23 protein-coding genes are annotated in these 25,404 nt (G+C 64.3%); 13 read left to right on the top strand and 10 right to left on the bottom strand.

The window, feature by feature from the left end:
* Genes murJ through SIL87_RS10565 form a run of 7 tightly spaced genes read left to right on the top strand, consistent with a single transcriptional unit; the run spans nucleotide 1 to nucleotide 8,165 of the window.
* Nucleotides 1-1,554, top strand: a complete 1,554-nt coding sequence (gene murJ, locus SIL87_RS10535; protein ID WP_319614144.1) for a murein biosynthesis integral membrane protein MurJ — start codon at nucleotides 1-3, stop codon at nucleotides 1,552-1,554.
* An 11-nt stretch (nucleotides 1,555-1,565) separates the two neighbouring features.
* Nucleotides 1,566-2,567, top strand: coding sequence for a tryptophan--tRNA ligase (trpS, locus tag SIL87_RS10540; RefSeq protein WP_319614145.1), 1,002 nt, complete (start codon nucleotides 1,566-1,568; stop codon nucleotides 2,565-2,567).
* On the top strand, nucleotides 2,564-4,207 hold the full coding sequence (locus tag SIL87_RS10545) for an ABC transporter substrate-binding protein (RefSeq protein WP_319614146.1): 1,644 nt from the start codon (nucleotides 2,564-2,566) through the stop codon (nucleotides 4,205-4,207). The genes trpS and SIL87_RS10545 overlap by 4 nt, the downstream gene beginning before the upstream one ends.
* Nucleotides 4,204-5,220 carry an ABC transporter permease gene (locus SIL87_RS10550; protein WP_319614147.1) on the top strand — a complete coding sequence of 339 codons (1,017 nt, stop codon included), beginning with the start codon at nucleotides 4,204-4,206 and terminating at the stop codon, nucleotides 5,218-5,220. The genes SIL87_RS10545 and SIL87_RS10550 overlap by 4 nt, the downstream gene beginning before the upstream one ends.
* 1 nt (nucleotide 5,221) lies before the next feature.
* Nucleotides 5,222-6,196 carry an ABC transporter permease gene (locus SIL87_RS10555; RefSeq protein WP_319614148.1) on the top strand — a complete coding sequence of 325 codons (975 nt, stop codon included), beginning with the start codon at nucleotides 5,222-5,224 and terminating at the stop codon, nucleotides 6,194-6,196.
* A complete protein-coding gene (locus SIL87_RS10560; RefSeq protein ID WP_319614149.1) occupies nucleotides 6,193-7,191 on the top strand; it encodes an ABC transporter ATP-binding protein in 999 nt (332 codons plus the stop codon). The genes SIL87_RS10555 and SIL87_RS10560 overlap by 4 nt, the downstream gene beginning before the upstream one ends.
* Nucleotides 7,134-8,165: an ABC transporter ATP-binding protein gene (locus SIL87_RS10565; RefSeq protein ID WP_319614150.1), complete on the top strand. Its 1,032-nt coding sequence runs from the start codon at nucleotides 7,134-7,136 to the stop codon at nucleotides 8,163-8,165. Before SIL87_RS10560 ends, SIL87_RS10565 begins: the two co-directional genes overlap by 58 nt.
* Before the next feature lie 4 nt (nucleotides 8,166-8,169).
* On the opposite strand, the gene SIL87_RS10570 is transcribed toward SIL87_RS10565, so the two are convergent.
* From SIL87_RS10570 to ispH, 9 genes are all read right to left on the bottom strand, one after another.
* Nucleotides 8,170-9,282 carry an alkene reductase gene (locus SIL87_RS10570; RefSeq protein WP_319614151.1) on the bottom strand — a complete coding sequence of 371 codons (1,113 nt, stop codon included), beginning with the start codon at nucleotides 9,280-9,282 and terminating at the stop codon, nucleotides 8,170-8,172.
* Between the two features lie 74 nt (nucleotides 9,283-9,356).
* On the bottom strand, nucleotides 9,357-10,538 hold the full coding sequence (locus SIL87_RS10575; protein ID WP_319614152.1) for a YbfB/YjiJ family MFS transporter: 1,182 nt from the start codon (nucleotides 10,536-10,538) through the stop codon (nucleotides 9,357-9,359).
* Between the two features lie 11 nt (nucleotides 10,539-10,549).
* The gene (gene trmB, locus SIL87_RS10580; protein WP_319614153.1) at nucleotides 10,550-11,212 is read right to left on the bottom strand and encodes a tRNA (guanine(46)-N(7))-methyltransferase TrmB; all 663 of its coding nucleotides are present in this window, start codon (nucleotides 11,210-11,212) and stop codon (nucleotides 10,550-10,552) included.
* Between the two features lie 7 nt (nucleotides 11,213-11,219).
* Entirely contained in the window at nucleotides 11,220-12,407 is a 1,188-nt protein-coding gene (gene metK, locus SIL87_RS10585; RefSeq protein ID WP_319614155.1) for a methionine adenosyltransferase, read from the bottom strand.
* Nucleotides 12,408-12,515: 108 nt separating this feature from the next.
* Nucleotides 12,516-13,250 carry a 4-hydroxy-tetrahydrodipicolinate reductase gene (gene dapB, locus SIL87_RS10590; RefSeq protein WP_319614156.1) on the bottom strand — a complete coding sequence of 245 codons (735 nt, stop codon included), beginning with the start codon at nucleotides 13,248-13,250 and terminating at the stop codon, nucleotides 12,516-12,518.
* Between the two features lie 115 nt (nucleotides 13,251-13,365).
* Complete coding sequence (msrA, locus tag SIL87_RS10595; protein WP_319614157.1) at nucleotides 13,366-13,878, bottom strand: peptide-methionine (S)-S-oxide reductase MsrA; 513 nt, start codon at nucleotides 13,876-13,878, stop codon at nucleotides 13,366-13,368.
* The gene (msrB, locus tag SIL87_RS10600) at nucleotides 13,875-14,324 is read right to left on the bottom strand and encodes a peptide-methionine (R)-S-oxide reductase MsrB (protein WP_319614158.1); all 450 of its coding nucleotides are present in this window, start codon (nucleotides 14,322-14,324) and stop codon (nucleotides 13,875-13,877) included. The genes msrA and msrB overlap by 4 nt, the downstream gene beginning before the upstream one ends.
* A gap of 122 nt (nucleotides 14,325-14,446) precedes the next feature.
* Nucleotides 14,447-15,598, bottom strand: coding sequence for an adenosyl-hopene transferase HpnH (gene hpnH, locus SIL87_RS10605; RefSeq protein WP_319614159.1), 1,152 nt, complete (start codon nucleotides 15,596-15,598; stop codon nucleotides 14,447-14,449).
* 50 nt (nucleotides 15,599-15,648) lie between these two features.
* On the bottom strand, nucleotides 15,649-16,590 hold the full coding sequence (gene ispH, locus SIL87_RS10610; protein WP_405055268.1) for a 4-hydroxy-3-methylbut-2-enyl diphosphate reductase: 942 nt from the start codon (nucleotides 16,588-16,590) through the stop codon (nucleotides 15,649-15,651).
* Nucleotides 16,591-17,079: 489 nt separating this feature from the next.
* Here ispH and dxs point away from each other — a divergent pair, with 489 nt between their 5' ends.
* The 6 genes from dxs to SIL87_RS10640 all read left to right on the top strand — a co-directional run bounded on the left by dxs (nucleotide 17,080) and on the right by SIL87_RS10640 (nucleotide 24,228).
* Nucleotides 17,080-19,023: a 1-deoxy-D-xylulose-5-phosphate synthase gene (dxs, locus tag SIL87_RS10615; RefSeq protein WP_319614160.1), complete on the top strand. Its 1,944-nt coding sequence runs from the start codon at nucleotides 17,080-17,082 to the stop codon at nucleotides 19,021-19,023.
* Nucleotides 19,024-19,040: 17 nt separating this feature from the next.
* Nucleotides 19,041-19,673 (top strand): ABC transporter substrate-binding protein, encoded by a 633-nt coding sequence (locus tag SIL87_RS10620; RefSeq protein WP_319614161.1) that lies wholly within the window; start codon nucleotides 19,041-19,043, stop codon nucleotides 19,671-19,673.
* 7 nt (nucleotides 19,674-19,680) lie between these two features.
* Nucleotides 19,681-20,853, top strand: a complete 1,173-nt coding sequence (gene hpnI, locus SIL87_RS10625; RefSeq protein ID WP_319614163.1) for a bacteriohopanetetrol glucosamine biosynthesis glycosyltransferase HpnI — start codon at nucleotides 19,681-19,683, stop codon at nucleotides 20,851-20,853.
* Nucleotides 20,854-20,879: 26 nt separating this feature from the next.
* A complete protein-coding gene (gene hpnJ, locus SIL87_RS10630) occupies nucleotides 20,880-22,304 on the top strand; it encodes a hopanoid biosynthesis associated radical SAM protein HpnJ (protein WP_319614164.1) in 1,425 nt (474 codons plus the stop codon).
* On the top strand, nucleotides 22,297-23,094 hold the full coding sequence (gene hpnK / locus SIL87_RS10635; RefSeq protein WP_319615952.1) for a hopanoid biosynthesis-associated protein HpnK: 798 nt from the start codon (nucleotides 22,297-22,299) through the stop codon (nucleotides 23,092-23,094). The genes hpnJ and hpnK overlap by 8 nt, the downstream gene beginning before the upstream one ends.
* A gap of 183 nt (nucleotides 23,095-23,277) precedes the next feature.
* Entirely contained in the window at nucleotides 23,278-24,228 is a 951-nt protein-coding gene (locus tag SIL87_RS10640) for a hypothetical protein (protein ID WP_319614165.1), read from the top strand.
* Here SIL87_RS10640 and SIL87_RS10645 read toward each other — a convergent pair.
* Nucleotides 24,117-25,289, bottom strand: coding sequence for an IS4 family transposase (locus SIL87_RS10645; RefSeq protein ID WP_319612376.1), 1,173 nt, complete (start codon nucleotides 25,287-25,289; stop codon nucleotides 24,117-24,119). The genes SIL87_RS10640 and SIL87_RS10645 overlap by 112 nt on opposite strands.
* Nucleotides 25,290-25,404 lie beyond the last annotated feature (115 nt).

Genomic DNA, 25,404 nt, shown 5'->3' on the forward strand with positions numbered 1-25,404 from the left:
ATGATCCGTAATGCGTTTACCGTGGGCGCCTGGACGATGGGCAGCCGGTTGCTGGGGTTTGCCCGGGATATTCTGATTGCGGCGCTGCTCGGCGCGGGGCCGGCGGCGGATGCGTTTTTCGTGGCGTTGCGGCTGCCGAATTTGTTCCGGCGGCTGTTCGGCGAGGGGGCGTTCAGTGCCGCGTTCATTCCGGCCTATACCGGGACGCTGAGCCATGACGGGGAAGCGCCGGCGCGGCGGCTGGCCGAGGATGTCACCGCGATCATGGTGGTGTTCCTGTTCGGGCTGATGGTGCTGGGGATGCTGTTCATGCCCTATGTGCTGGATGTGCTGGCGCCGGGGTTTCGGGCGGAGCCGGCGAAATTCGCGCTGGCGGTGCATCTGTCGCGGATCACGTTTCCTTATTTGTGGCTGATTTGCCTGTGCGCGCTGTTCGCGGGGGTGCTGAACGCGCGGGGGCATTTCGCGGCGGCGGCGGCGGCACCGATTTTGTTCAATGTGTGCATCATCGGGACGTTGTTCGTGCTGCACGACCGGGGCGAGCGCGTGCCGGAGGCGCTGGCTTATGGCGTGGCTCTTTCGGGGATCGTGCAGTTCGGGCTGTTGGGGCGGGCGCTGGTGCGGGCGGGCGCGCCGTTGCGGCTGCGCTGGCCGCGCCTGACGCCGGGGGCGATGGTGGTGATCCGCCGGATCGGGCCGGGATTGATCGGGGCCGGGGTGACGCAGCTGAATTTGACGGTGGATACCATCATTGCCTCGCTGCTGCCGAACGGGACGGTTTCGGTGCTGTATTATGCCGACCGGGTGAATCAGTTGCCGTTGGGGGTGATCGGCGCGGCGGTGGGGACGGTGCTGTTGCCGAGCCTGTCGCGGCATTTCCGGCGGAACGAGACGGCGGCGGCGCGGGTGACGCTGAACCGGGCGCTGGAATTCGCGGTGCTGCTGACGCTGCCGGCGGCGGTGGCGCTCGGGGCGATCGGGCTGCCGATCATGCGGACGTTGTTCGCGCATGGGGCATATTCGGATGCGGATGCGATGCGGAGTGCGGCGGCGCTCGCGGCCTATGCGTTCGGGCTGCCGGCTTTCGTGCTGGTGAAATTGTTCGCGCCGGGGTTTTTCGCGCGGGGCGATACGAAGACGCCGGTGAAGGTGGGGCTGGCGGCGGTGGCGTTGAATCTGGGATTGAATCTGGCGCTGATGCACCCGTTGCAGCAGGTGGGAATCGCGCTCTCGACCAGCATCGCGGCGTGGTTCAACGTGGCGATGCTGGCGGTGCTGCTGCGGCGGCATGGGGATTTTGCGCCCGATGCGCGGCTGGTCGGGCGGGTGGTGCGGATTGCACTGGCGAGCGTGGCGATGGCGGGTATCCTTATTTTGTTGCGCGAGACGGCGTTGATGCGGTTGCCGGAGGCGGTGGCGCTGGGGGTTCTGATCATGTTCGGAATGGTCGGATTTGGCGGGATCGGGCTTGCGATCGGGGCGTTCCGGCTCGATGAATTGCGGGCGACGCTGCGGCGGCCGGCGAAGCTTGACCCCGCCGCGCAAGCCGGCTGATACACGGGGTCATGGCACGTATTTTCTCCGGCATTCAGCCGACCGGCATCGCGCATCTCGGCAATTATCTGGGCGCGATCCGCAACTGGGTCGCGTTGCAGGAGGGCAATGAGAGCATTTACTGCCTCGTCGATCTTCATGCGATCACGGTGTGGCAGGAGCCGGCGGCGTTGCGGGCGCAGACGCGGACCAATGCGGCGCTGCTGATCGCCTGCGGGATCGATCCGGAGCGGAGCATATTGTTTCATCAATCGGCGGTGCATGCCCATGCGCGGCTGGCGTGGATTTTCAACTGCGTCGCGCGGTTCGGCTGGCTCAACCGGATGACCCAGTTCAAGGACAAGGCGGGCAAGGATCGCGAGGCGGTTTCGACCGGGTTGTTCGTGTATCCCAACCTGATGGCGGCGGATATTCTGGCGTATCATGCGACCGAGGTGCCGGTGGGCGAGGATCAGAGCCAGCATCTGGAACTGGCCAACGATATCGCGCAGAAATTCAACCATGATTACGGGGTTGAGTTTTTTCCGGCGATCCATCCCCGGATCATCGGCGGGACCGCGCGGATCATGAGCCTGCGGGACGGGACCAAGAAGATGTCGAAATCGGAGGTTTCGGATCAGAGCCGGATCAACCTGACCGATGATGACGATACCATCGCGCAGAAGATCAGGCGGGCGAAGACCGATCCGGCCGATCTGCCGGATCATCCGGAGAGGCTGGAGGGGCGGCCCGAGGCGCGCAATCTGGTGGGGATTTTTGCCGCCTTGGCCGATATTTCGCCTGCCGAGGTGCTGCGCGCGCATGGCGGCCAGGGGTTCGGGCCGTTCAAGGAGCGGTTGACCGAGCTGGTGGTGGCGAAGCTGACACCGATCCGCACCGAGACGCTGCGTCTGGCGGCGGCACCGGATCATATCGATGCGGTCCTGCAGAAAGGTGCTGCGCGGGCGGCGGCGATCGCCAACCCGATTGTGGCGGAGGCCGAACGGCTGGTCGGGTTGTTGCCCGCTTCATGAGGTGGTTTGCCACGTTACTGGTGGTGGTGGCGCTGTGCGGGACGGCGCGGGCGGCGACCGGCGATGACCGGTATGGCGGGACGCTACGGCTGATCACCACCGCAGGGTCGGGCTCGTTCGATCCGCAGATCAATTATACCGAGCGCTACTGGGAGATTTTCCAGGCGATGTATGACGGGCTGGTGACGTTTGCCAAGACCGGGGGGAAACAGTCGCTCAGCATCGTGCCGGATCTGGCGACCGAGGTGCCCAAGCCGACCGATGGCGGGCTGACCTATGTGTTTCATCTGCGCCGGGGGATCAAATTCTCCAACGGTCAGGATCTGACGGTGCAGGCGGTGGTGCATAGTTTCCGCCGCCTGTTCAAGGTGAACAATCCCAATGCCGGGACCTGGTACGATGTAATCGTGGGCGGGCGGACCTGCAACGCGCATCCCGAGCATTGCACGCTGCCGGGCGTGGTGGCGGATGCCGCGAGCAATACCATCACGATTCATCTGCGGCACCCGGATTCCGAGTTTCTCGATCAGCTGGCGGTGCCGTTCGGCGCAATCCTGCCCGCCGATACGCCCGATCATGACATGGGCACCACACCAGTCCCCGGCACCGGGGCCTATATGGTCAAATCGTTCAATCCTTCGGGCGGGATCGTGATGGTGCGCAACCCGTATTTCCATCAATGGAGCAGGCTGGCGCAGCCCCGGGGTTATCCCGATCAGATCGACTACAGTTTCGGCCTGTCGCCGGAGGCGCAGGTGACGGCGGTGGAGAACGATCAGTATGACTGGATGTTCGAGGATGTGCCGGCGGACCGGCTGAACGAGATTGCGACGAAATTCACCAGACAGGTGCATATCCATCCGGTCAACTGGTTCTATTACGCGCCGATGAACGTGAATATTCCGCCCTTCAACAACAAGGATGCGCGGCTCGCGGTGGAATACGCGGTCAACCGCGAATCGATGGTGAAGCTGTTCGGCGGCAATGCGCTGGCGAAGCCCGATTGCCAGATATTGCCGCCGGAAATGCCGGGGTATCAGGCCTATTGCCCCTATACCAAGGACCCCGGGGCGAAATGGTCGGCGCCGGACTGGACGCTCGCGCATGAATACATGAAGAAATCCGGGATGATCGGGCAGCATGTCACGGTGATCACGGAAGTGCAGGCGCCGTTCCGCCAGATCGGGATTTATCTGCAGGACGTGCTCAACCGGTTGGGGTTCGTGGCCAACGTCAAGCCGATTTCGTCGAATATCGAGTTCAACTACATCCAGAACACCAATAACAAGGTGCAGATCTCGATTACCGACTGGGATCAGGATTATCCGGCGGCGTCGGATTTTCTCGATGTGCTGTTCTCGTGCCATTCATTCCGCAAGGGATCGGATAATTCGATCAACATATCCGGGTTCTGCGATCCGGCGATCGATGACGAGATGGCCAAGGCGGAGACGCTCTCGCTCCTGCACCCGAAGGCGGCGAATGCGATCTGGGCGCATGTCGATCATCAGATCACCCGCCGCGCGGTGGTGGTGAGTTTGTTTTCGGTGGCCAAGCTCGATTTCACCTCGTCGTCGCTGAAGAAATTCACGTTCAGCGGGGAATACATGTTTCTGCCCCAGCTCGCGGTGGTCAAATGAGCGATGTGACGGCGAACGAGACGCTTGCCCCCCCTGCCCCGGGCTATTGGGCGACGGCGGGGCGGAAGCTGGTGCGGGACCGGGCGGCGATGATTTCGCTCGCGGTGCTCGTGGTGATCGCGCTGCTCTGCGCGGCGGCACCGTGGTATGCGCAGCATGTTTCCCATACCAACCCGTTTCAGTCGAATTTGTCGGGGACGGTGGTGCGGCATGGCCGGACGATGGAGGTGCTGGGGGCGGCAGATAATCCGCTGCATCTCGGGATCGAGCCGATCGGGCCCTCGTGGCGGTTGGGGCCGTATATGCTCGGGGCCGATCAGCAGGGGCGCGATGTTGCGGCGAGGATGCTGTATGGCGGGCGGAATTCGCTGCTGATCAGTTTCGCCTCGGCGGTGGTGTGCCTCGTGCTGGCGGCGCTGACCGGGATTCTGGCGGGGTTTTTCGGCGGCTGGGTGGATCGGGCGATTTCGTTCCTGCTCGATGCGCTCTGGGCGTTTCCGGTGTTTCTGCTCGCGATTTCGCTTTCGGTCGTGCTGATCGCGCATGGGATCGATTTCGGGTTGTTCCGGCTCGATGCGTCGAGCCTGTCGCTGCCGATCACGATCATCGGGGTGATCTATGTGCCTTATGTGGCGCGGCCGGTGCGGGGGCTGGTGATCGGGCTGCGGCAGAGCGAGTATGTGATGGCGGCGATCGGGATCGGGGCGCCGGCATGGCGGATTTTGTGGTACGATATTCTGCCGAATGTGATTTCGGCGCTGGTGGTGTTCGCGCCGCTGATCGTGGCGCTGGATTTGCTCACCGAGGCGGCGCTGTCGTTTCTGTCGATCGGGGTGCAGCCGCCGGCGGCGAGCTGGGGGACCATCATTCATGACGGGGAGAGCCTGATCTATACCCGGCCGGTGGTGGCGATCGCGCCGGGGCTCGCGATCGTGATTACGGTGCTGGCGCTGAACATTCTCGGCGACGGGTTGCGCGATGCGCTCGACCCGCGCGCAAAGCTGCGGAACTGAGATGATCGGGACCATCTTTCGCCGGCTGGTGCATATGGTGGCGGTGCTGTTCGGCATTTCGGTGCTGGTGTTCCTGATTTTCTTTGCGACACCGGGGGCCAATCCGGCGGCGCGGATCGCGGGCAAGAACGCCTCGCCGCAGACGATCGCGCGGGTGGAGCAGCAGTTCGGGCTGAACCGGCCTTTGCCGGTCCAGTATGGGCTGATGATGAAGAAGATTTTCATCACGCGAAACCTGACCTCCTACGTCAATCTCGGGGAGAAAGTGGTGCCCCAGGTGTTCCGGGCGGCGCCGGTGACGCTTTCGCTGGTCGGCGGGGCGGCGGTGATCTGGATTTTGTTCGCCGTGGTGATCGGGGCGGCGGCGGCGGCGTTCCGGAACACGTGGATCGACCGGTTGCTGATGGTGCTTTCGCTGATCGGGATTTCGATGCCGGTGTTCTGGGTCGGGACCGTGGCGAATTTGTTCACCCAGGGGATCTGGCATCATACGTTGCTGTTCTCGTGGGTGCCGCCGCTGGGGTATATCGATTTCAGCAAATCGCCGTTCGGGTGGTTCAAGGCGCTGATCATTCCGTGGATCACGCTGGCGATTTTATATATCGGGCTCTATGCGCGGGTGCTGCGGGCGGCGCTGATCGAGACGATGCAGGAGGATTTCATCCGCACCGCGCGGGCCAAGGGGCTGACCGGGCGGCAGGTGCTGCTGCGCCATGCGCTGCGCTGTTCGCTGGTGAGCGTGGTGACGCTGTTCGGGCTCGATTTCGGCGTGCTGGTCGGCGGCGGGGCGCTGCTGACCGAGGTGGTGTTCGGGCTGCAGGGCGTGGGCTACCTGACCTATCAGGCGCTGGAGACGCTCGATCTGCCGATGATCATGGCCACCGTGATCTATGCCTCGGTGTTCGTGGTGGTCTCGAATGCGGTGGTGGATATCGTTTATGCGGCGTTCGATCCGCGGATGAGGCTGCGGCGATGAGCGCATTGCTGGACGTGACCGATCTGGCGGTGAGTTTTCGCACAAGGGACGGGTTGGTCCGCGCGGTGGACGGGGTGTCGCTTGCGGTGGCGGAGCGGGAGATTCTGGGGGTCGTGGGGGAATCGGGGTCGGGCAAGAGCCTGACGGTGCTCGCGGTGCTCGACCTGATCGGCGACCCCAATGCGGTGGTTACCGGCTCGATCCGGTTTCGCGGGCAGGAACTGGTGGGTCAGGCACCGGAGACGCTGCGGCGGTTGCGGGGCGGGGCGATCGCGATGATTTTTCAGGACCCGATGACGGCGCTGACCCCGGTGTTTTCGATCGGGGCGCAGATTGCCGAGCAGATCAGGGTGCATACCGATCTGTCGCGCCGGGCGGCGAAGGCCCGGGCGGTGGAGTTGCTCGATGCGGTGGGGCTGCCCGATCCGGCGCGGATCGCGGCGCGGTATCCGATGGAGCTTTCGGGTGGGCAGCGGCAGCGGGCGGTGATCGCCATGGCGCTATCGTGCAATCCGGCGCTGCTGCTGGCCGATGAGCCGACCACGGCGCTCGATGTGACGGTGCAGGCTCAGATACTCGAACTGATCCGCAAATTGCGGGATGATTTCAATTCGGCGGTGATTTTGATCACGCATAATCTCGGGGTGGTGGCGGAGACCGCCGACCGGGTGGCGGTGATGTATTCCGGGCGGATCGTGGAGAGCGCGAGGACGGCGGATTTGTTCGCCGATCCGCGCCATCCCTATACCTGGGGGCTGCTCGGCTCGATGCCGGCGCTGGATGGGGTGCGGCGGGAGCGGCTGGCGACGATCCCCGGATTGCCACCGGCGCTGGACCGCAGGCCTGCGGGATGCGCGTTCGCGCCGCGCTGCGGTTTCGTGCGGGATGCGTGCCGCGTGGCACCGCCGCCGCTGGCGGGGGCGGATCATGCGGTGGCGTGCGTGATTCCGGAGGGCGAGCGGGGTTCGGCGCGGGCGGGAGTGCTGGCGGCATGAGCGGGGCGTTGCTGACGGTCGATCGGTTGAGCAAAACCTATGTCAGCGGCGGCGCGCTGAGCCGGGGCGGGCGGGTCGAGGTCCGGGCGGTCGATACCGTTTCGTTCAGCATCGGGGATGGCGAGACGCTGGGGCTGGTGGGGGAATCCGGCTGCGGGAAATCGACGCTGGGGCGCTGCGTGACGCGGTTGATCGAGATATCCTCGGGCTCGGTGGCGCTGGGCGGGGTGGATATCACCCGGCAGCGCGGGGCGGCGCTAAGGGCGACCCGGGCGGATTTGCAGATGATTTTCCAAGACCCCTATGCCTCGCTCAATCCGCGCCGCCGGATCAGGGATATCGTGGCCGAGCCGCTGGTGGTGCATCACCGGGGTGATCGGGCGGCGATCCGCGAGACGGTGACGCGGCTGATCGCGGATGTCGGGTTGCGGCCCGAGCATCTGGACCGGTTTCCCCATGAGTTTTCCGGCGGGCAGCGCCAGCGGGTCGGGATTGCGCGGGCGCTGGCGCTGTCGCCCCGGCTGATCGTGGCGGATGAGCCGGTTTCGGCGCTCGATGTTTCGGTGCAGGCGCAGATTATCAATCTGTTGACCGATTTGAAGCGGGCGCGGGGGATCGCGCTGCTGTTCATTGCCCATGATCTGGGCGTGGTGCGGCAGATCGCGGACCGGGTGGCGGTGATGTATCTCGGGCGGATCGTCGAGATCGGGGCGACCGAGACGGTGCTGGCGGCACCGGCGCATCCCTATACCGAGGCGTTGATTTCGGCGGTGCCGGTGGCCGATCCGGCGCGGGCCGCGCGGCGCTCGCGGATCGTGCTGGCGGGCGATCCGCCCAGCCCGTCAAACCCGCCGGACGGGTGCCCGTTTCATCCGCGTTGCGCGTTTGCGACCGAGATATGCCGGAGCGTGCGGCCTGAACTGATGGCGGATGGCGCGGGACGGATGGTGGCGTGCCACCATCCGCGCCAATAAGGGATCAGGATTTCAGGGCGATGGGGCCGTTCATGCCCGGCCAGTTGGAATAGCCGTTGGCGTTGCCGCCGTACCAGTAGGGTTTCGGTGCATCCGCCAGAGGGGCGCCGGTGCGCAGGCGGTCGACCAGATCGGGGTTGGCGATGAAGGGGCGACCGAAGCTGATGAGGTCGGCCTTGCCTTCGGCGATGGTGCTTTCGGCGAGCTCGCGCGTGTAGTTGTTGTTGGCGATATAGGCGCCGGTGAAGGCTTTGCGGAAAGCCATGTAGTCGATGCCGTCGGGCGCGCGGCTGAGTTGGGTGATGCCTTCGATGTCGTGGATGTAGAGCAGGTTGGATTTGGCGAGTTCGGCGACGTAGGCGCCGTAGGTTGCCATCGGGTTGGAATCGAGCGGGGTTTCGCCGGGCATGGTGGTGCCGGGCGAGAGACGCAGGCCGACGCGGTGACCGCCGCCCCAGACTTTGGTGACCGCGGCGACGACTTCGAGCGGGAAGCGCAGGCGGTTTTCGAGTGAGCCGCCGTAGCGGTCGGTGCGCTTGTTGGTGCTGTCGCGGATGAACTGGTCGAGCAGGTAGTTGTTGGCGGAATGGATTTCGACGCCGTCGAACCCGGCATCCTTCGCGCATTGGGCGGCGTGGGCGTAGTCGGCGACGATGGCGGGGATTTCGTCGGTTTCGAGCGCGCGGGGAGTGACGTGGTCCTTCAGGCCGCTATTGGTGAAGGCCTGACCCTTGGGAGCGATGGCGGAGGGCGCGACTGGAAGCGCGCCGTCGTGCAGATCGGGGTGGGAGATGCGGCCGGTGTGCCAGAGCTGGAGGAACATGATGCCGCCATTGGCGTGGACCGCCCTCGTGACGTGCTGCCAGGCTTCGACCTGTTCGGCGGTCCAGATGCCCGGGGTGAGAGCGTAGCCGCGTGCCTGGGCGGAGATGTTGGTCGCTTCCGAGATGATCAGGCCGGCGGTGGCGCGCTGGGCGTAGTACTCGGCGGCAAATTCGGGGGGGATTCCGGCATCGGAGGAGCGGCTGCGGGTGAGCGGGGCCATGACGATGCGGTTTTTCAGGGTGAGATCGCCGATGGTGACGGGTTCGAAAAGCGGGGTGCCGGTGGGCGACATGTTCGTATCCATTGCTGCGGTTGGTTGTCGGGAGAGATGGGGATTGTTGCGCTGCACGATAACCCCTGCGGCGGTCAGGCGATGGGTTCGGGGCGCGGCAGCGCGGCGAGAACGGCCATGCCGATCAGCATGGTGGCGGCGGCCATGAACAGGGCGCCGCGGTAGCTGCCGGTCATGGTGGCGATGATGCCGGAGGCGGCGGGGGCGATGATCTGGGCGGCACCGAAGCTGATGGTCAGGCGCGCCATCGCGGTGGCCGGGTTGCTCGGGTAGAGGCGGCCGATGATGCTCAGGGTCATGCTGGTGATGCCGTTGAACGACGCGCCGTAGAGGATCGCGCCGAGGAAGATGCCTTCGGGTCCGGTGGTCAGTGCCGCGAGGACGATGCTGAGGAGGAGCAGGGCGAAGGCGGCGAGCAGGGCGGGTTTGTCGCCGGTGCGGCGTGCGATGCGGTCCCATAGCGGGCAGGCCGGGATCGCGCCGAGGCCGACCGCGACCCAGATGAAGTTGCCATCGCCGTGCAGAGCGGGGTTGTGGGCCGCGATCGCGACGATGAAGGTGGCGCTGACGACGTAGCCGACGCCTGCGCAGAAATAGGCGATGTTGAACAAGGTGAGCCAGAGCCGGGTGGGGGGATGGTCGGGCATCGCCGCGCGCTGGCTCGCGATGGGGGTGGGCGGTGGCATCCAGAGCCAGGCGGGGATCAGCAGGAGGAGGCCGGCGGCACCGGCGATGATCCATTGATCGGCCCAGTTCAGCGAGCCGGCCATGGCGATGGCGAGCAGGCCGGAGACTGCGATGCCGAGGCCGACCCCGCCGAAATGGATGCCGAGTTCGAGGCGGCGGCCATGCTGGCGCAGCCAGTTCATCACGAGGCCGGAGCTGAGCAGCAGGCCGGCGACGGCGGAGACGCCGGCGGCGAACCGGAGGATGGCCCAGACGATCATGCTGGTGGTGAGCCCCATGCCGGCGGTGCCGATGAGGGCGACGATGAGCAGGGCGCGGTAGAGGCGGAATTTGGCGGCGAGGTCGCCCACCGAGGCGGCGAGCAGGGTGCCGGTCATGTAGCCGGCGTAGTTGATGGTGGCGAGCCAGCCGCCGCCCGCGACCGAGAGATGGGCCTGCGACTGCATCAGCGGCAGGAGCGGCGTATAGAGGAAGCGGGCGAGGCCCAAGGTGAGGACCATGCTGGCGACGCCTGCGGCCATGACTCTGGCGGCTGCGGCGGTTGAGGCGGTCGGGTGGGCGGTGGTCATGATCCTGGAGTTCAGGCGCGGGCGAAGCGCCAGTAGCGGGGGGTGCGGCCGGCGCGGATCGCCTTGGCTTCGTAGCGGGTGGGGCACCAGTCCGCCGGGCGGGTGGATGTGGCCTCCAGCAGGGTGAACAGGGTGGTTTCGGCGAAGACCTGATCGACCCATGACTGGTAGGTGGGATCGTCGCTCGCAATGCGCCATTCGCCGCCCGGTTTCAGGATGCGGGCGAGGTCGGCCAGGGTGGCGGGGTGGACGAAGCGGCGCTTGGCGTGGCGGGCTTTCGGCCATGGGTCGGGGAACATCAGGTAGGCGCGGGCGATCGAGGCGTCCGGGAGCGAACGGATCAGGGGACGGGCATCGTCGTCGTGGACGCGGAGGTTGGGCGGGATGGTCTCGACCCCGTTGAGCGGGGCGAGGCGCGAGAGGAGCGAGGCGATCGAGTTGGCGAAGACCTCGCAGGCGATCAGGCCGATTTCGGGGTGCAGGCGGGCGATGGCTTCGGCGTGTTCGAAGCCGCCGGCGCCGATTTCGAGCCAGGTTTCCCGCGGCGTGATGGTGAACGGGACCGGCCAGCGCAGGCGGGGGAGCAGGGTTTCGATCAGCTCGGCCTGACGGGCGCGGAGGGTGTGGCCGACCGCCCGACCGTAGAGACGGTCGGGCGGCGGTTTGATCGCCATGGCTGGATTAACGTCCAAACGCCGATTTCAGGGTCGGGGCCAGATCGGTCTTTTCCCAGGTGAAGGTGCCGAGTTCGGCATCGGGTTCGCGGCCGAAATGGCCGTAGGCGGAGGTGGGCACGTAGATCGGGCGGTTGAGGTGGAGATGCTCGCGGATGCCGCGCGGGGTCAGGTTGACCGATTCGCGGAGGACGCGCTCGATTTTGGCCTGTTCCACGTCCTTGCCGGTGCCGTGGAGATCGACATAGACCGAGAGCGGGTGGGAGACGCCGATCGCGTAGCTGACCTGGATGGTGCAGCGGGTGGCGAGGCCGGCGGCGACCACGTTTTTCGCGAGGTAGCGGCACATATAGGCGGCCGAGCGATCGACCTTGGTGGGGTCCTTGCCGGAGAAGGCGCCGCCGCCATGGGGCGCGGCACCGCCATAGGTGTCGACGATGATTTTCCGCCCGGTGAGGCCGCAATCGCCGTCGGGGCCGCCGATGACGAAATTACCGGTCGGGTTGACGTAGAAATGCTCGTCGCCGCACATCCAGCCTTCGGGCAGAAGCTCGGTGATCAGAGGGCGGAGCATCGATTTGATCGCGCCTTGGCTGAGCCCCTCATCGTGCTGGGTCGAGACCACGATGGAGGTGGCGCCGACCGGTTTGCCGTCGATGTATTTCAGGGTGACCTGGCTCTTGGCGTCGGGTTGCAGGCCGGCGGCGCGGGTGTCGCCGATTTTGCGGAGCTCCGCCATCCGGCGCAGGATGAGATGCGCGTAGTGGATCGGCGCGGGCATCAGCGCTTCGGTTTCGGTGCAGGCGTAGCCGAACATGATGCCCTGATCGCCGGCACCTTCGTCCTTGTTGCCCGAGGCATCGACGCCGACCGCGATATCGGCGGACTGGGCGTGGAGCAGGACGTCGATATTGGCGTCGCGCCAGGAAAATCCGTCCTGATCGTAGCCGATATCCTGCACCGCCATGCGGGCGAGATGGGCGAGGTATTCGTTGGTGATCGAGGCCGGGCCGCGGGTTTCGCCGGCGAGGACGATCTGGTTGGTGGTGACGAGGGTTTCGCAGGCGACCCGCGCATAGGGGTCGGCTGCCAGATAGGCATCAAGCACGGTGTCGGAAATACGGTCGGCCACCTTGTCGGGGTGACCTTCGGAAACCGATTCCGAAGTGAACAGAAATTCGCCTTGGTCGCGCATGGATTTCTCCTCTTGTCGCGATTGCCCGAAGCCGGGGAGCGCCCTGGCCGGATGCCCGAGCCATCGGGCATTGGCGGAAAGCCGGGCAAGGGTCAAGATTGGTGAGGGTTACAGTCCGAGAAGGTCACGCATGCCGTAGAGGCCGGGAGGTTTCCCGGCGAGCCAGATGGCGGCGCGGACCGCGCCTTCGGCGAAGATCCGGCGGTCGAGCGCGTGGTGGGTCAGGGTGATCTGTTCGGTGGCGCTGGTGAAGATCGCGCTGTGGCTGCCGACGATCTGGCCGCCGCGCAGGGCGGCGAAGCCGATGGCCCCGGTTTCGCGCGGGCCGGTATGGCCATCGCGCCCCGATTGCATCACGGCGGCGAGGTCGACCCCCCTGCCCTGCGCGATGGCGTGGCCGAGGCCGAGCGCGGTGCCGGAGGGAGCGTCGATCTTCTGGCGGTGGTGCATTTCGAGGATTTCGGCGTCGTGGGTTTCGGCGGGCAGGGTTGCGCCGAGGCGCTCGGCGAGGGCGAGGACGAGGTTGACGCCGGGGGCGAAATTGGCGGCCTGAAACACCGGGATGATCGCCGCCGCATGGGCGACCGCCGCCTGATCGGCCGGGGTGAGGCCGGTGGTGCCGAGAACCCACGGCGTTCCTGACGCTGCGATCAGTGCCGCGTGGTGGCTGACCGTGGCGGCGACGGTGAAGTCGATCAATGCGTCCGCGGCTCCGGCGAGGGCGGCGAGGTCGCCGCCGCGACCGATGCCGCCCGCGAAGGTGGCCCCGGAGGCGGGCACGGCCTGTTCCAGCAGCGTGCCCATGCGCCCGGTGATGCCGATGATGCCGATCCGGATGCTCATGGTCCCTGCCTATCGGATACTGCCGGGCTTTGGCAATCCGGGGTCTGGACGATCGGGGTTTGGGCGATCGGGGTTTTGGCGATCGGGGTTTTGGCGATCGGGGAGCCGGTTCGGGTCAGGCGGCGGCGTCGCTCCGATGGGGCAGGCGCCAGCCGGGGCGGATGAAGTGGCAGGTGTAGCCGTTCGGCAGGCGTTCGAGGTAATCCTGATGTTCGGACTCGGCTTCCCAGAAATCGCCCGCCGGGAGTAGTTCGGTGACGACCTTGCCGGGCCAGAGTCCCGAGGCATCGACATCGGCGATGGTGTCCTCGGCGACCGCTTTCTGGGCGGGGCTGGTGTACATGATGGCCGAGCGGTAGCTGAGGCCGATATCGTTGCCCTGGCGGTTTTTCGTGGTCGGGTCATGGATCTGGAAGAAGAATTCGAGCAGGCGGCGGAAGCTCATGCGGTCGGGGTCGAAGATGATTTCGATCGCTTCGGCGTGGGTGCCGTGGTTGCGGTAGGTCGCGTGGGGCACGTCGCCACCGGAATAGCCGACGCGGGTGGAGACCACGCCGGGGAGTTTGCGGATCAGGTCCTGCATTCCCCAGAAGCAGCCGCCGGCCAGGATTGCGCGTTCGGTACTCATGCCACTTCCTCCACCTGAGAGAGATAATCGCCGTAGCCCTGTGCCACCATGTCGTTACGGTGGATGAAGCGCAGGGAGGCCGAATTGATGCAGTAGCGCAGGCCGCCACGGTCGCGCGGGCCGTCATTGAAGACATGGCCGAGATGGCTGTCGCCATGGCGGGAGCGGATTTCGGTGCGGATCATGCCGTGCGAGGTGTCGCGGATTTCGGCGACGTAGGCGGGTTCGATCGGCTTGGTGAAGCTGGGCCAGCCGCAGCCGGATTCGAACTTGTCGGCGCTGGCGAACAGCGGCTCGCCGGAGACGATGTCGACATAGATCCCCGGCTCCTTGTTGTGCAGGAGCGGGCCGGTGCCGGGCCGTTCGGTCGCGTTTTGCTGGGTGACGCGGTATTGCTGGGGCGTCAGCGCCGCAATTGCGTCCTGGGTTTTGCGATAATCTGCCATGAGAGATCCTCCGGTTCGGTCAGGATGTAGGGCGGACCGGAGAGATGTCGAGCGGGTGCGATGTGCACGGGGCGATGCAGGCGGGGCGATGCGGGCCGGGTGGCCCGCATCGGGGTTGGGGTTCAATCCGCGCTGTCGACCGGGGCGGGTTTGGCGTGGATTTCGGCCATTTTGTTTTCGACATGGCGCGAGAAGACGAATTCGGCGGGACGCTGATGGTCGAGCGGGATGTCCGCCGCCATCGGGCCTTCGGTGCGGATGCCCTGAATCGCGAGTTTTGCCATTTTCCAGGGACGTTTGACCGAATCGACCACGGCGGTCGCTTCGAAACCGGAATGGACCATGCAATCGGCGCATTTTTCGTAATTGCCGACGCCGTATTTGTCCCAGTCGGTCGTGTCCATCAGCTCTTTGTAGGTCTTGGCATAGCCTTCGCCGAGCAGATAGCAGGGGCGTTGCCAGCCGAACACGTTGCGCGTGGGGTTGCCCCAGGGGGTGCATTTATAGGTCTGGTTGCCGGCGAGGAAATCGAGGAACAGGGGCGACTGGTTGAATTTCCACGCCTTGCCGCGCCCCTTGCGTTCCTTGCCGTAGCGGAAGATGGCGCGAAACAGTTCCTTGGTGCGCTGGCGGTTGAGGAAATGCTCCTGATCCGGCGCGCGCTCATAGGCGTAGCCCGGGGAGGTCATGACGCCATCGACGCCGATTTCATTGACGGTGTCGAGGAAGCCGGCGACGCGGGCGGGGTCGGTGCCGTCGAACAGGGTGCAGTTGATCGAGACGCGGAAGCCCTTGGACTTGGCCAGTTTGATCGCGGCGACCGCGCGTTCATAGACACCTTCCTGGCTCACCGCGTGGTCGTGCATCTGCTTGTCGCCGTCGAGATGGATGTCCCAGCAGAAATTCTGGTGCGGCTTGTACTGGTCGATCTTTTTTTCGAGCAGCAGCGCGTTGGTGCAGAGATAGATGAACTTGCCGCGCGCGAGGATTTTCTCGACGATTTCCGGCATTTCCTTGTGCAGCAGCGGCTCGCCGCCGGCGATGGCGACGACCGGCGCGCCGCATTCATCGACCGCTTCGAGCGCATCGGCCACCGAGAGGCGCTGGTTGAGGATGGGCGCCGGGTAATCGATCTTGCCGCAGCCGGAGCAGGCGAGGTTGCAGCGGAACAGCGGTTCGAGCATCAGCACCAGTGGGTAGCGCTTGCGCCCGGTGAGATGCTGCTTGAGCACGTAGGCTCCGACTTTGATCGCCTGATTGAGCGGCACGCCCATGAGAAACTCCTGAAACCCTTATATTCAATTGATACGCCGGATCGGCGTGTTTAGTCGTCGCTGACTTCGCTCGGCAGTTTGAACCGAACGTCTTCCGGCGTGCCGGCCAGCATTTCGACCTCGATCGGGCCGAAGCGCTTGAGGCCTTCGAGCACACCGCGCACCAGAACCTCGGGGGCCGAGGCGCCGGCGGTGACGCCGACCGTGCTGATGCCGTCGAACCAGGCGGCTTCGAGATGGCCGGCATCGTCGATCAGGTAGGACGGGCGGCCGAGTTCGGCACCGATTTCGCGCAGGCGGTTGGAATTGGAGGAATTGCGACTGCCGACCACGAGGATGAGTTCGACCTGTTCAGCCAGATGGCGGACGGCTTCCTGGCGGTTTTGGGTCGCGTAGCAGATATCGCGGACGTCCGGCCCGGTGATGGTGGGGAACCGGGCAGTGAGTGCCGCGATGATCCCGCGGGTATCGTCGACCGAAAGAGTGGTTTGCGTGATGTAGGAAAGTTTTTCGGGGTCGGTGACCGTGAGGGTCGCGACGTCCTCGACGGTCTGGACCAGATAGACCTTGCCATCGATCTGGCCGATCGTGCCTTCGACCTCGGCATGACCGGCATGGCCGATCAGGATGATCTCGCGGCCCTGGCCGGCATAGCGGCGGCCTTCGGAATGGACTTTGGCGACCAGCGGGCAGGTGGCGTCGATCACCGGCAGGTCGCGTTCGGCGGCGGCGTGCTGCACCTTGCGGGCGACGCCGTGGGCGGAGAACACCGTGATCGCGCCATCGGGGACTTCGGCGATTTCATCGACGAAGACCGCACCACGGGCGCGGAGGTCTTCGACGACGTGGCGGTTGTGGACGATTTCGTGGCGGACGTAGATCGGCGGGCCGAATTTGACCAGGGCGCGCTCGACGATTTCGATGGCGCGCTCGACGCCGGCGCAGAAGCCGCGCGGCTGGGCGAGCACGACTTTCATGGTGGTGCCCGACATGGTGGTGCCCGAATTGTTGACCGGGTCGACCCTTGCCGTTGCCGCCGCTGTGAGGGACATGTCCATCGATTAGCCGCCCTTTCCTGATCGGTCGGAGCCTTCGGGTGAAGAAGGCCGTTGAATGCCGGTCATCATCGACCGTGATCCCATTCCAAGAGACGACAAATAGGTCATCGGGCCACGATTCCGCAAGGCCCGGCACCGCAGCGCAGCACGGGGGCAGCTTCCCTGCTGGTACGGTTGCGGGGGGATGTGGCAGTTTTGCCATGCTTGCTGACCATTCCTGCTAACCGGTTTCAATCCGATGTGGATCGTCTTATGTCCCGAAGAGGAAAAGGGTCTTGATCAGGCCGGGTATCGCCGTTGCGCTTTCGTCAGGAAGTGACACATGATGCGACCGGGCCGGGTTGAGATGGATCGAAAAGGATTGGACATGATGGCATTTCGCAGCAGCGACACTTCGGAATTTCGTGCCGAGGTCCGGCTCTGATGCCGCCGCGGACGCCGCTGCTCGACCGGGTCAAAATCCCCTCGGATCTGCGTAACCTTTCGGGCGAGCAGCTTCGGCAGCTCGCCGATGAGCTTCGGGCCGAGACGATCGACACGGTTTCGGTCACGGGGGGGCATCTCGGCGCTTCGCTCGGGGTGGTGGAACTGACCGTAGCGCTTCATGCGGTCTTCGATACGCCGCATGACCGGTTGATCTGGGATGTCGGGCATCAGACCTATCCGCACAAGATTCTGACCGGGCGGCGGGACCGGATTCGCACCCTGCGCCAGCCGGGGGGGCTTTCCGGCTTTACCCGTCGTTCGGAGAGCGAATACGACCCGTTCGGGGCGGCGCATTCCTCGACCTCGATTTCTGCGGGGTTGGGCATGGCGGTGGCGCGCGACCTCAGGGGCGATTCGCCGGAGCGTAATGTGATCGCGGTGATCGGCGACGGGGCGATGTCCGCCGGGATGGCGTACGAGGCGATGAACAATGCCGGGGCGAGCAAGTCTCGTCTGATCGTGGTGTTGAACGACAACGATATGTCGATCGCGCCGCCCGTGGGCGCGATGAGCGCTTATCTTTCAAGGTTGATATCGTCGCGCAGTTTCTTGAATTTGCGGGAGTTTGCCGCCCGGATGGCGAAGCGGTTCCCCCGCACTCTGGAGCGCACGGCGAAGCGGGCGGAGGAGTATGCGCGCGGGATTCTGACCGGGGGCACGCTGTTCGAGGAACTCGGCTTTTATTATGTCGGGCCGATCGACGGGCATAATCTGGATCATCTGCTGCCGGTGCTGCGCAATCTGCGCGATGCGGAAGGCGACGAGCCGATATTGCTGCATGTCGTGACGCAGAAAGGCAAGGGCTACGGGCCTGCCGAAGCCTCCGCCGACAAATATCACGGGGTGTCGAAATTCAATGTGGTGACCGGCGAGCAGGCCAAGGCGCCGCCGGGGCCGCCCTCGTATACCAAGGTGTTCGCCACCGCGTTGATCGCCGAGGCCGAGGTCAATCCGCATATCGTGACGGTGACTGCGGCGATGCCGGGAGGGACCGGGCTCGATGCGTTCGGCAAGCGGTTTCCGGACCGGACCTTCGATGTCGGGATTGCCGAGCAGCATGCGGTGACGTTTGCAGCCGGGATGGCGACCGAGGGGATGGCGCCGTTCTGTGCGATTTATTCGACCTTCCTGCAACGCGGGTACGATCAGGTGGTGCACGACGTGGCGTTGCAGCATCTGCCGGTGCGGTTCGCGATGGATCGGGCCGGAATGGTCGGCGCGGATGGGGCGACCCATGCCGGGGTGTATGATCTGGCGTTTCTCGGGTGTCTGCCGGGATTTACCATCATGGCACCGTCCGACGAAGTGGAACTGATGGATTGCGTCGCGACCGCTGCGATGATCGATGATGGACCCTCGGCGTTCCGGTATCCGCGTGGCGATGGCATCGGGCGGGACTTGCCGGCGCGCGGGACACCCTGGGCGATCGGTAAGGGGCGGATGGTTCGTGAGGGCAGCAGCGTCGCGATTCTGGCGCTCGGGCCCCGGCTGCACGATGCGTTGAAAGCGGCGGACGAGCTGGCGGCGCGCGGCTTCACCACCAGCGTGGCCGATGCGCGGTTCATGAAGCCGCTCGATACCGCAATGATCGATCAGCTGGCGCGGCATCACGAAGTTCTGATCACGATCGAGGACGGGGCTGCGGGCGGGTTCGGCGCGGCGGTGGCGCATCATCTGGCGTGGACCGGGGCGTTCGATCACGGGCTGCGGTTCCGGCCGATGACCCTGCCGGACCGCTATATCGATCATAATACGCCGGCGGCTCAGCTGATCGATGCGGGGCTGACCGCGAAGGATATCGTGGCCCATGCGCTTTCGGCGCTGGGACGGACGGAAAACGCCGGAAAGGGTCATTCTTCGGTCGCAATTCCGGCTCAGTGATCCCAGTATAAGGGACCATGAAACGACGCATCATTCTGGCGGCACCGCTCGCGGCGGTCCTGCCTCTGGCCTTTCCCTCGGCACGCGCTGCTGCCACGGATGGCTCGATTGCCGCACCGGTCACCGCGCTCGATGACGCGTTGATCGCGACGATGAAGGCCGGCAGCGCCGGGAAGAGCTTCATGGCGCGCTACGATGCGCTCAAGCCGGTGGTCGAGCAGAGTTTCGATCTGCCGGAGATTTTGCAGGTGTCGGCGGGACTGTTGTGGTCGCAGATACCGGCGGCGCAGCAGACGGAGTTGCAGACGCTGTTCACCCAGTACACGGTGGCAAGCTATATCAGCAGCTTCGATGCCTATGGCGGGCAGCATTTCGAGACCCTTCCGGGGACGCGCAGCGTGGGGGCCAAGCGGATCGTGACCACGGATCTGGTTGCGAAGGGCGGCCACAAGACCAAGCTCGCTTATGTGATGACCTCGACCGGGGGAAGCTGGAAGATCACCGATGTGCTGTTCGAGGGCACGATCAGCAAGGTTGCCACGCAGCGATCGGATTTCGACAGCCTGATCGCTCCGGGGAATGCGACGAGATTGATCGAGGCGTTGAAGCGGAAGGTCGCAGCTTTGTCCGGCGGGGCGCTCAAGGGCTGATTGCGGGATGGTCGACGTACTGCCGGTGCTGGCGGAGGGGTTGTGCGTCGCGGGATTGGTCCAGCAGGCGGTGGGTTCGTGGCTGATCGCGCGGCGGGACCGGAACGTGGTGCCAAACGACGTATCGGCGATCGGTCTGCCGGGGATTTCGTTGCTCAAGCCGCTTTATGGCACCGAACCTCTGCTCGATATCGCGTTGGAATCGTGTTTTCTGCTCGATTATCCGAAGTATCAGATCGTCTTTGGTGCGGAAGATCCGGCGGACCCCGCTCTGTCGCACGTTGCCGCTCTGGCGCGGCGCTATCCGGGGGTCGATGTCGCGGTGATGTGCGGGGCGCGGCCGGTGGGGCGTAATCGGAAGGTGGCCAATCTGATGGCGATGCTGCCGGGGGCGCGGCATGATCTACTGGTGATTTCCGATGCGGATATCCACGTGCCGCGCGATTATCTGACCTCGATCGCGACGGCCTGGCGGGCGGCACCGGACGGGATGGTGACGAGTTATTATACCGGATTGCCGGCGGGGGACGCGTTGCCCTCGGTGCTGGGGGCGATGCAGATCAATCATCAGTTTCTGCCGGGGGCGGCAATCGCGCGGGCGCTGGGACGGCAGGATTGCCTGGGCGCGACGATGGCGCTGAGCCGGGCCACGCTGGAGGCGATCGGCGGGTTTCCGGCGCTGCTCGATCATGTGGCGGATGACAACGTGCTGGGCCGGCGGGTGCGTGCGCGCGGACAGGTGGTGGGGCTGGCGGGGACAATTCCCGCGACCAGTGTGACCGAATCGACGTTTTCGGCGTTGTTCCGCCATGAGTTGCGCTGGGCGCGGACCATCCGTGCGCTGGTTCCGGGGGCTTATTGGGGGATGCTGGTGCAGTTTCCGCTGTTCTGGGCGCTGGCCGGGCTGGTGCTGGCCGGGTTTGCAACCTGGGCCTGGGTGTTTCTCGCTCTGGCTTCCGGGGTTCGGTATATCGTGGCGCGGTATCTGGAGCGGCGGCTCGGGCTTGCAGGGGGTGGCGCGAAAGCCCCGCTGCTTGCCAAAACCGCGCCGCCGTGGCTTTTCCTCTTGCGTGACAGTCTTTCGGCGATCATTTTCGGGGCCAGTTTCTGGAGCGACAATGTCGAATGGCGGGGCCAGGTGCTGCGCGCGGATAATGGCGCGGCGGCTCCACCGGCTTGAGCGGTATATGAGTTAGGATCGATGCGATGATGAAGACCCTGTTTTTGCAGCCCCCCTCGTTCGACGGGTTCGATGGTGGCGCCGGTTCGCGCTATCAGGCCAAGCGCGAGATCCGCTCGTTCTGGTTTCCGACCTGGCTGGCGCAGCCTGCGGCGCTGATCCCCGGTTCGAAACTGATCGATGCACCGCCGGCCAATCTCGGCATGGCGGATGTGCTGCCGCATTCGAATGCCGCCGAGCTGGTGATCATTCATACCTCGACGCCATCGTTTGCGAACGATGTGAAGGTGGCGGCTGCAATCAAGGCATCGAACCCGCGGGTGATCATCGGCATGATCGGCGCGAAGGTGGCGGTGCAGGCGAAGGAGAGCCTGGAACAGGGCGCGCCGGTCGATTTCGTTGCACGCAACGAGTTCGATTTCACGATCAAGGAAATCGCGGAGGGGCGGGCGTTCGCGGAGGTCGACGGGATTTCGTATCGGGATGAGACCGGGGCGATCGTGCATAACAAGGATCGGACGATCCTTGAGGATATGGACAGCCTGCCGTTCGTTTCGGATGTGTATAAGCGCGATCTGCGGATGGAGGATTATTTCATCGGCTATCTGCTGCATCCTTATGTGTCGCTCTATACCGGGCGGGGGTGCAAATCGCGCTGCACGTTCTGCCTCTGGCCGCAGACGGTGGGCGGTCACCGCTACCGGACCCGTTCGGTCGAGCACGTGATTGCCGAGGTCAGGCAGATCAAGCGCGATTTTCCGCAGATGAAGGAATTGTTTTTCGACGACGATACCTTCACGGATAATCTGCCGCGCGCCGAGGCGATTGCGCGGGAACTCGGCAAGCTCGGGGTGACGTGGTCGTGCAATGCCAAGGCCAACGTGCCGCGCGATACGCTGAAGGTGCTGCGCGAAAACGGGCTGCGGCTGCTTCTGGTCGGGTACGAATCGGGTAATCAGCAGATCCTGCACAATATCAAGAAGGGGATGCGGATCGAGGTGGCGCGGCAGTTCACCAAGGATTGCCACGATCTCGGCATCAAGATCCACGGCACGTTCATTCTTGGGCTGCCCGGTGAGACGCAGGAGACGATTCGCGAGACGATCCAGTTCGCGAAGGATATCAATCCGCACACGATTCAGGTTTCGCTGGCGGCTCCTTATCCGGGGACGTTCCTGTACGATCAGGCGGTGGAAAACGGCTGGCTGGATATTGCGAATGCGGAGTTGATCGACGATCACGGTATTCAGATTGCGCCGCTACATTATCCCAATCTGAGCCATACCGAGATTTTCGAAGGCGTTGAGGTTTTTTATCGCAAGTTCTACTTCCGCGCACCTAAGATCATGTCGATCCTCAACGAGATGGTCCGGAGTCCGCAGATGATGAAGCGGCGCCTGCGCGAGGGGGTCGAGTTCTATCAGTTCCTGCGCGAGCGCCACGCTGCCTGAACCGCGATCGGTCGTTTTCTCGGCCGATGATTTCGGGCTGACCGAGAGCGTCAACGAGGCGGTGGAGATCGCGCATCGCGACGGGTGCCTGACCCAAGCGAGCCTGATGGTGGCGGGAGATGCCGCGGCGGACGCGGTGGCGCGGGCCAGGCGGCTGCCGGGGCTGAAGACCGGGCTGCATCTCGTACTGGTCGAGGGCGCTTCTGTCTCCGGGCATGAACGTTTGTCGCATATCACGCAGGCCGATGGGCGGTTCGGCAGTGATCAGGCGCGACTCGGGGTGAGGTATTTTTTCAGCGCGGCGGCGCGGCGCGAGCTTGAGACTGAAATTCGGGCGCAGTTCGAGGCCTATCGCGCGACCGGGCTCGATCTGCATCACGCCGATTGCCACAAGCATATGCATCTTCACCCGACGGTGGCGGCGCTGATGATCCGGGTCGGCCGTGAATTCGGGCTGCGGCGGATCCGGGTTCCGGCGGAGCCGCCGGCGGTGCTGGCGGCGTGCGGCACGCCGGCGCGGATGGGGGATTTGATGCTGTATCGGTGGTCTTCGCTGCTGCGCTGGCAGGCAAGGCGGGCCGGACTGGCGACGAGCGACCATGTTTTCGGCATCAGATGGTCCGGGCAGATGACCCGCGCGCGAATCGGGCGCTTGCTGGCGAACCTGCCGCCGGGATCAAGCGAGATTTATTTTCACCCGGCGACGCGTCAGGACCGGGAACTGGCACGGCTGATGCCGGATTATCGCCACCGTGAAGAACTGGACGCTTTGTTGAGCGTTTCGAGGTAGGCGGCTGCAACAGTATCGGCGCGCACAACGATGCCGCGATTTTCACGCAAACAAATGCTTGATAACACGTTATGGTTGTAATATGCACCGCTCTTGAGAACGTCGTGATGTTGGTGATCGTTTGTTAAGTTTTGTGGACTAGAGACCGACAATCATCTCGCGGCAGCACCCAAGGAGAGCTTCGTGTCAGTTTCTGTATCCCCCATCGGCAGTGTTTCGGTTCTTTCTTCCCTCGGCACCACGCCGATTTCATTCGATATCAGCAGCAGCCTTGTGACCGCCGTTCAGGACCAGCTGACAGGCAGCATCACCAATGTGGTCAATGCGAATACGTCATACGACCCGATCGTGGCGGTGCCGATCACGCTGGCGGCGGATGGGAGCACGGCATCACTGCCGAGTGCGGTCTCCGGCTTCACGACGGGCTACGATATCTACCTTTCGGGCACCGTGACGGGCGGCGGATCGATTGCACTGCCGGTACAGGCCGCCAGCGGCTCTCGTGGTTTCGCAGCCATTATCGCAACGTTCACCGGGAATGAGACAGTCACCGGCGGTGCAGGCCTCAATGCGCTCGTCGTGGCTGGAGCCAATACCAATCTGACCTATGATCCGCTGGGCGGCACCGGGGTCACGACCTTGTATGGTGGTGGCGGCAACAATAATTTCACACTCGACGGCAAGAATATCTCCGCCGTGGTTGCAGCCGGTGACAACACGATCACCGCCGCGGCTTATTCTGCGTCGCCCTACAGCTACAACACGATTTCGACTGCCGGTGGCAACAATCTCATCACGCTGAATGCCGGGCAGGACACAGTCATGTCGGGCGGGACCGATACGATAAGGGTCGCCAATGCCGGGGATTACATCACCGTATCCGGGACGTCGGTCGTCAACATGACGACACTGTCCGCAAGCAATTCCGTGGTTGCGACAGGCAACGACGTCGTCAACATGCATGGTACGGGCGATAGCGTGTCGATCAGCGGCGGCTCCTCCGCGCCTCACTCATCCCCTCATTACGTAGCCGGCATGGAATTGCCGAATATGCCGCTGCTGCGCAGCATTTCCGTGAACCGCCGCATCAGGGGCAGTAGCCGGTGCTTCGGCATGTTCGGGATCAATTCATAGAGCATGCACCCCTGACGGAACAACGAGTGTGAGCGGGTCTTCGAAGTGTTGGACTTGAGCTGTCGATCCATTCCCAGGCTCTCGCCTGCCGTCCCGAGCATGGTCAGCAGCGCCATCGCAAACGCGCTGATGAGCAGCAGCCGATCGCGCCGCTCTGGTTCGGCGATGCGGATCTCAGCCATCCCCATCCCAAAACGCAAATCCTTGACGTCCCTGAAGCTGGGTTCGATCGTCCAGCGCCGGGAATATTGCTTGATCAATGTCCCTGCAGACGCCACGGCGTCACTGCTCGCCAGGCACCACGGCTCCTTCATGTCACGCGCATGTACGCACACCACGGCACCGACCTGATAGGCGTGCGAGGCGGTGACGCGCGCACCACGCAGTTTGCGCGCCCGGCCCGATTTGCCGACCCAGTCCGCCGCGGTTCGCGTCTCGCCTGCGGCATCGGTGACATGGATGTTGCCGCGGAAGCGAATGATATAGGCAAAGCCAAGCTCCGTAAGATACGCGAACAGCTTGTGGTCACCGAAGCCGCGGTCGGCCAGGATGGTCACGCGGCAGCCGGGCGGGACAACCTCCGACAGGCGGCGCAGGCAAGTATCCTCGATGGCGTTGCGCTGATCTTTCAATTCCTCTTTCCACATCGACAGCCACAACAGAGGCATCGCCCGGCCATGCTTGCTCACCAGGTTGAGCGCCAACGTTGCCTGATCGTCGCCGTCGAAATCCGTCCAGTCCATGGCAACGACGATGTCGGTCTGCGAACCCACCAGATGCGGTACCCAACGGGCGAAGCTTTCCCAGACGTCGATACTCTCGTTACTGAGCATGCGATCAACCTGCTTGATCGCGTGCTTGGTCACCAGCCCGCGCGCCTGTGCCAACGCCTGACCGATCATCGCGACGGCGAGCGACGCGCCGGTCATCACGCCCAGTGTCGCAGCAGACAGGGAGTCAACGCGTTTGGCGTGGAGATCGTGGGCATACAACTCGTCAATGAATGCGCGGATGTCCTTCAACCGCCCACCATCACGCTTTTTCGATGCTGCAATTCCCATGATCCACCCTCATCCATGCATTCCAACGCTTGGTAGAGAATCGCAGCGAATCGGCGCAATACCTGGACCTATGGAAAATGGGGGGATTCCTGAGCCTCCGCGCTTGTGACCGGGA

This window comes from Acidiphilium acidophilum (assembly GCF_033842475.1).
Classification (GTDB): Bacteria; Pseudomonadota; Alphaproteobacteria; order Acetobacterales; family Acetobacteraceae; genus Acidiphilium; species Acidiphilium acidophilum.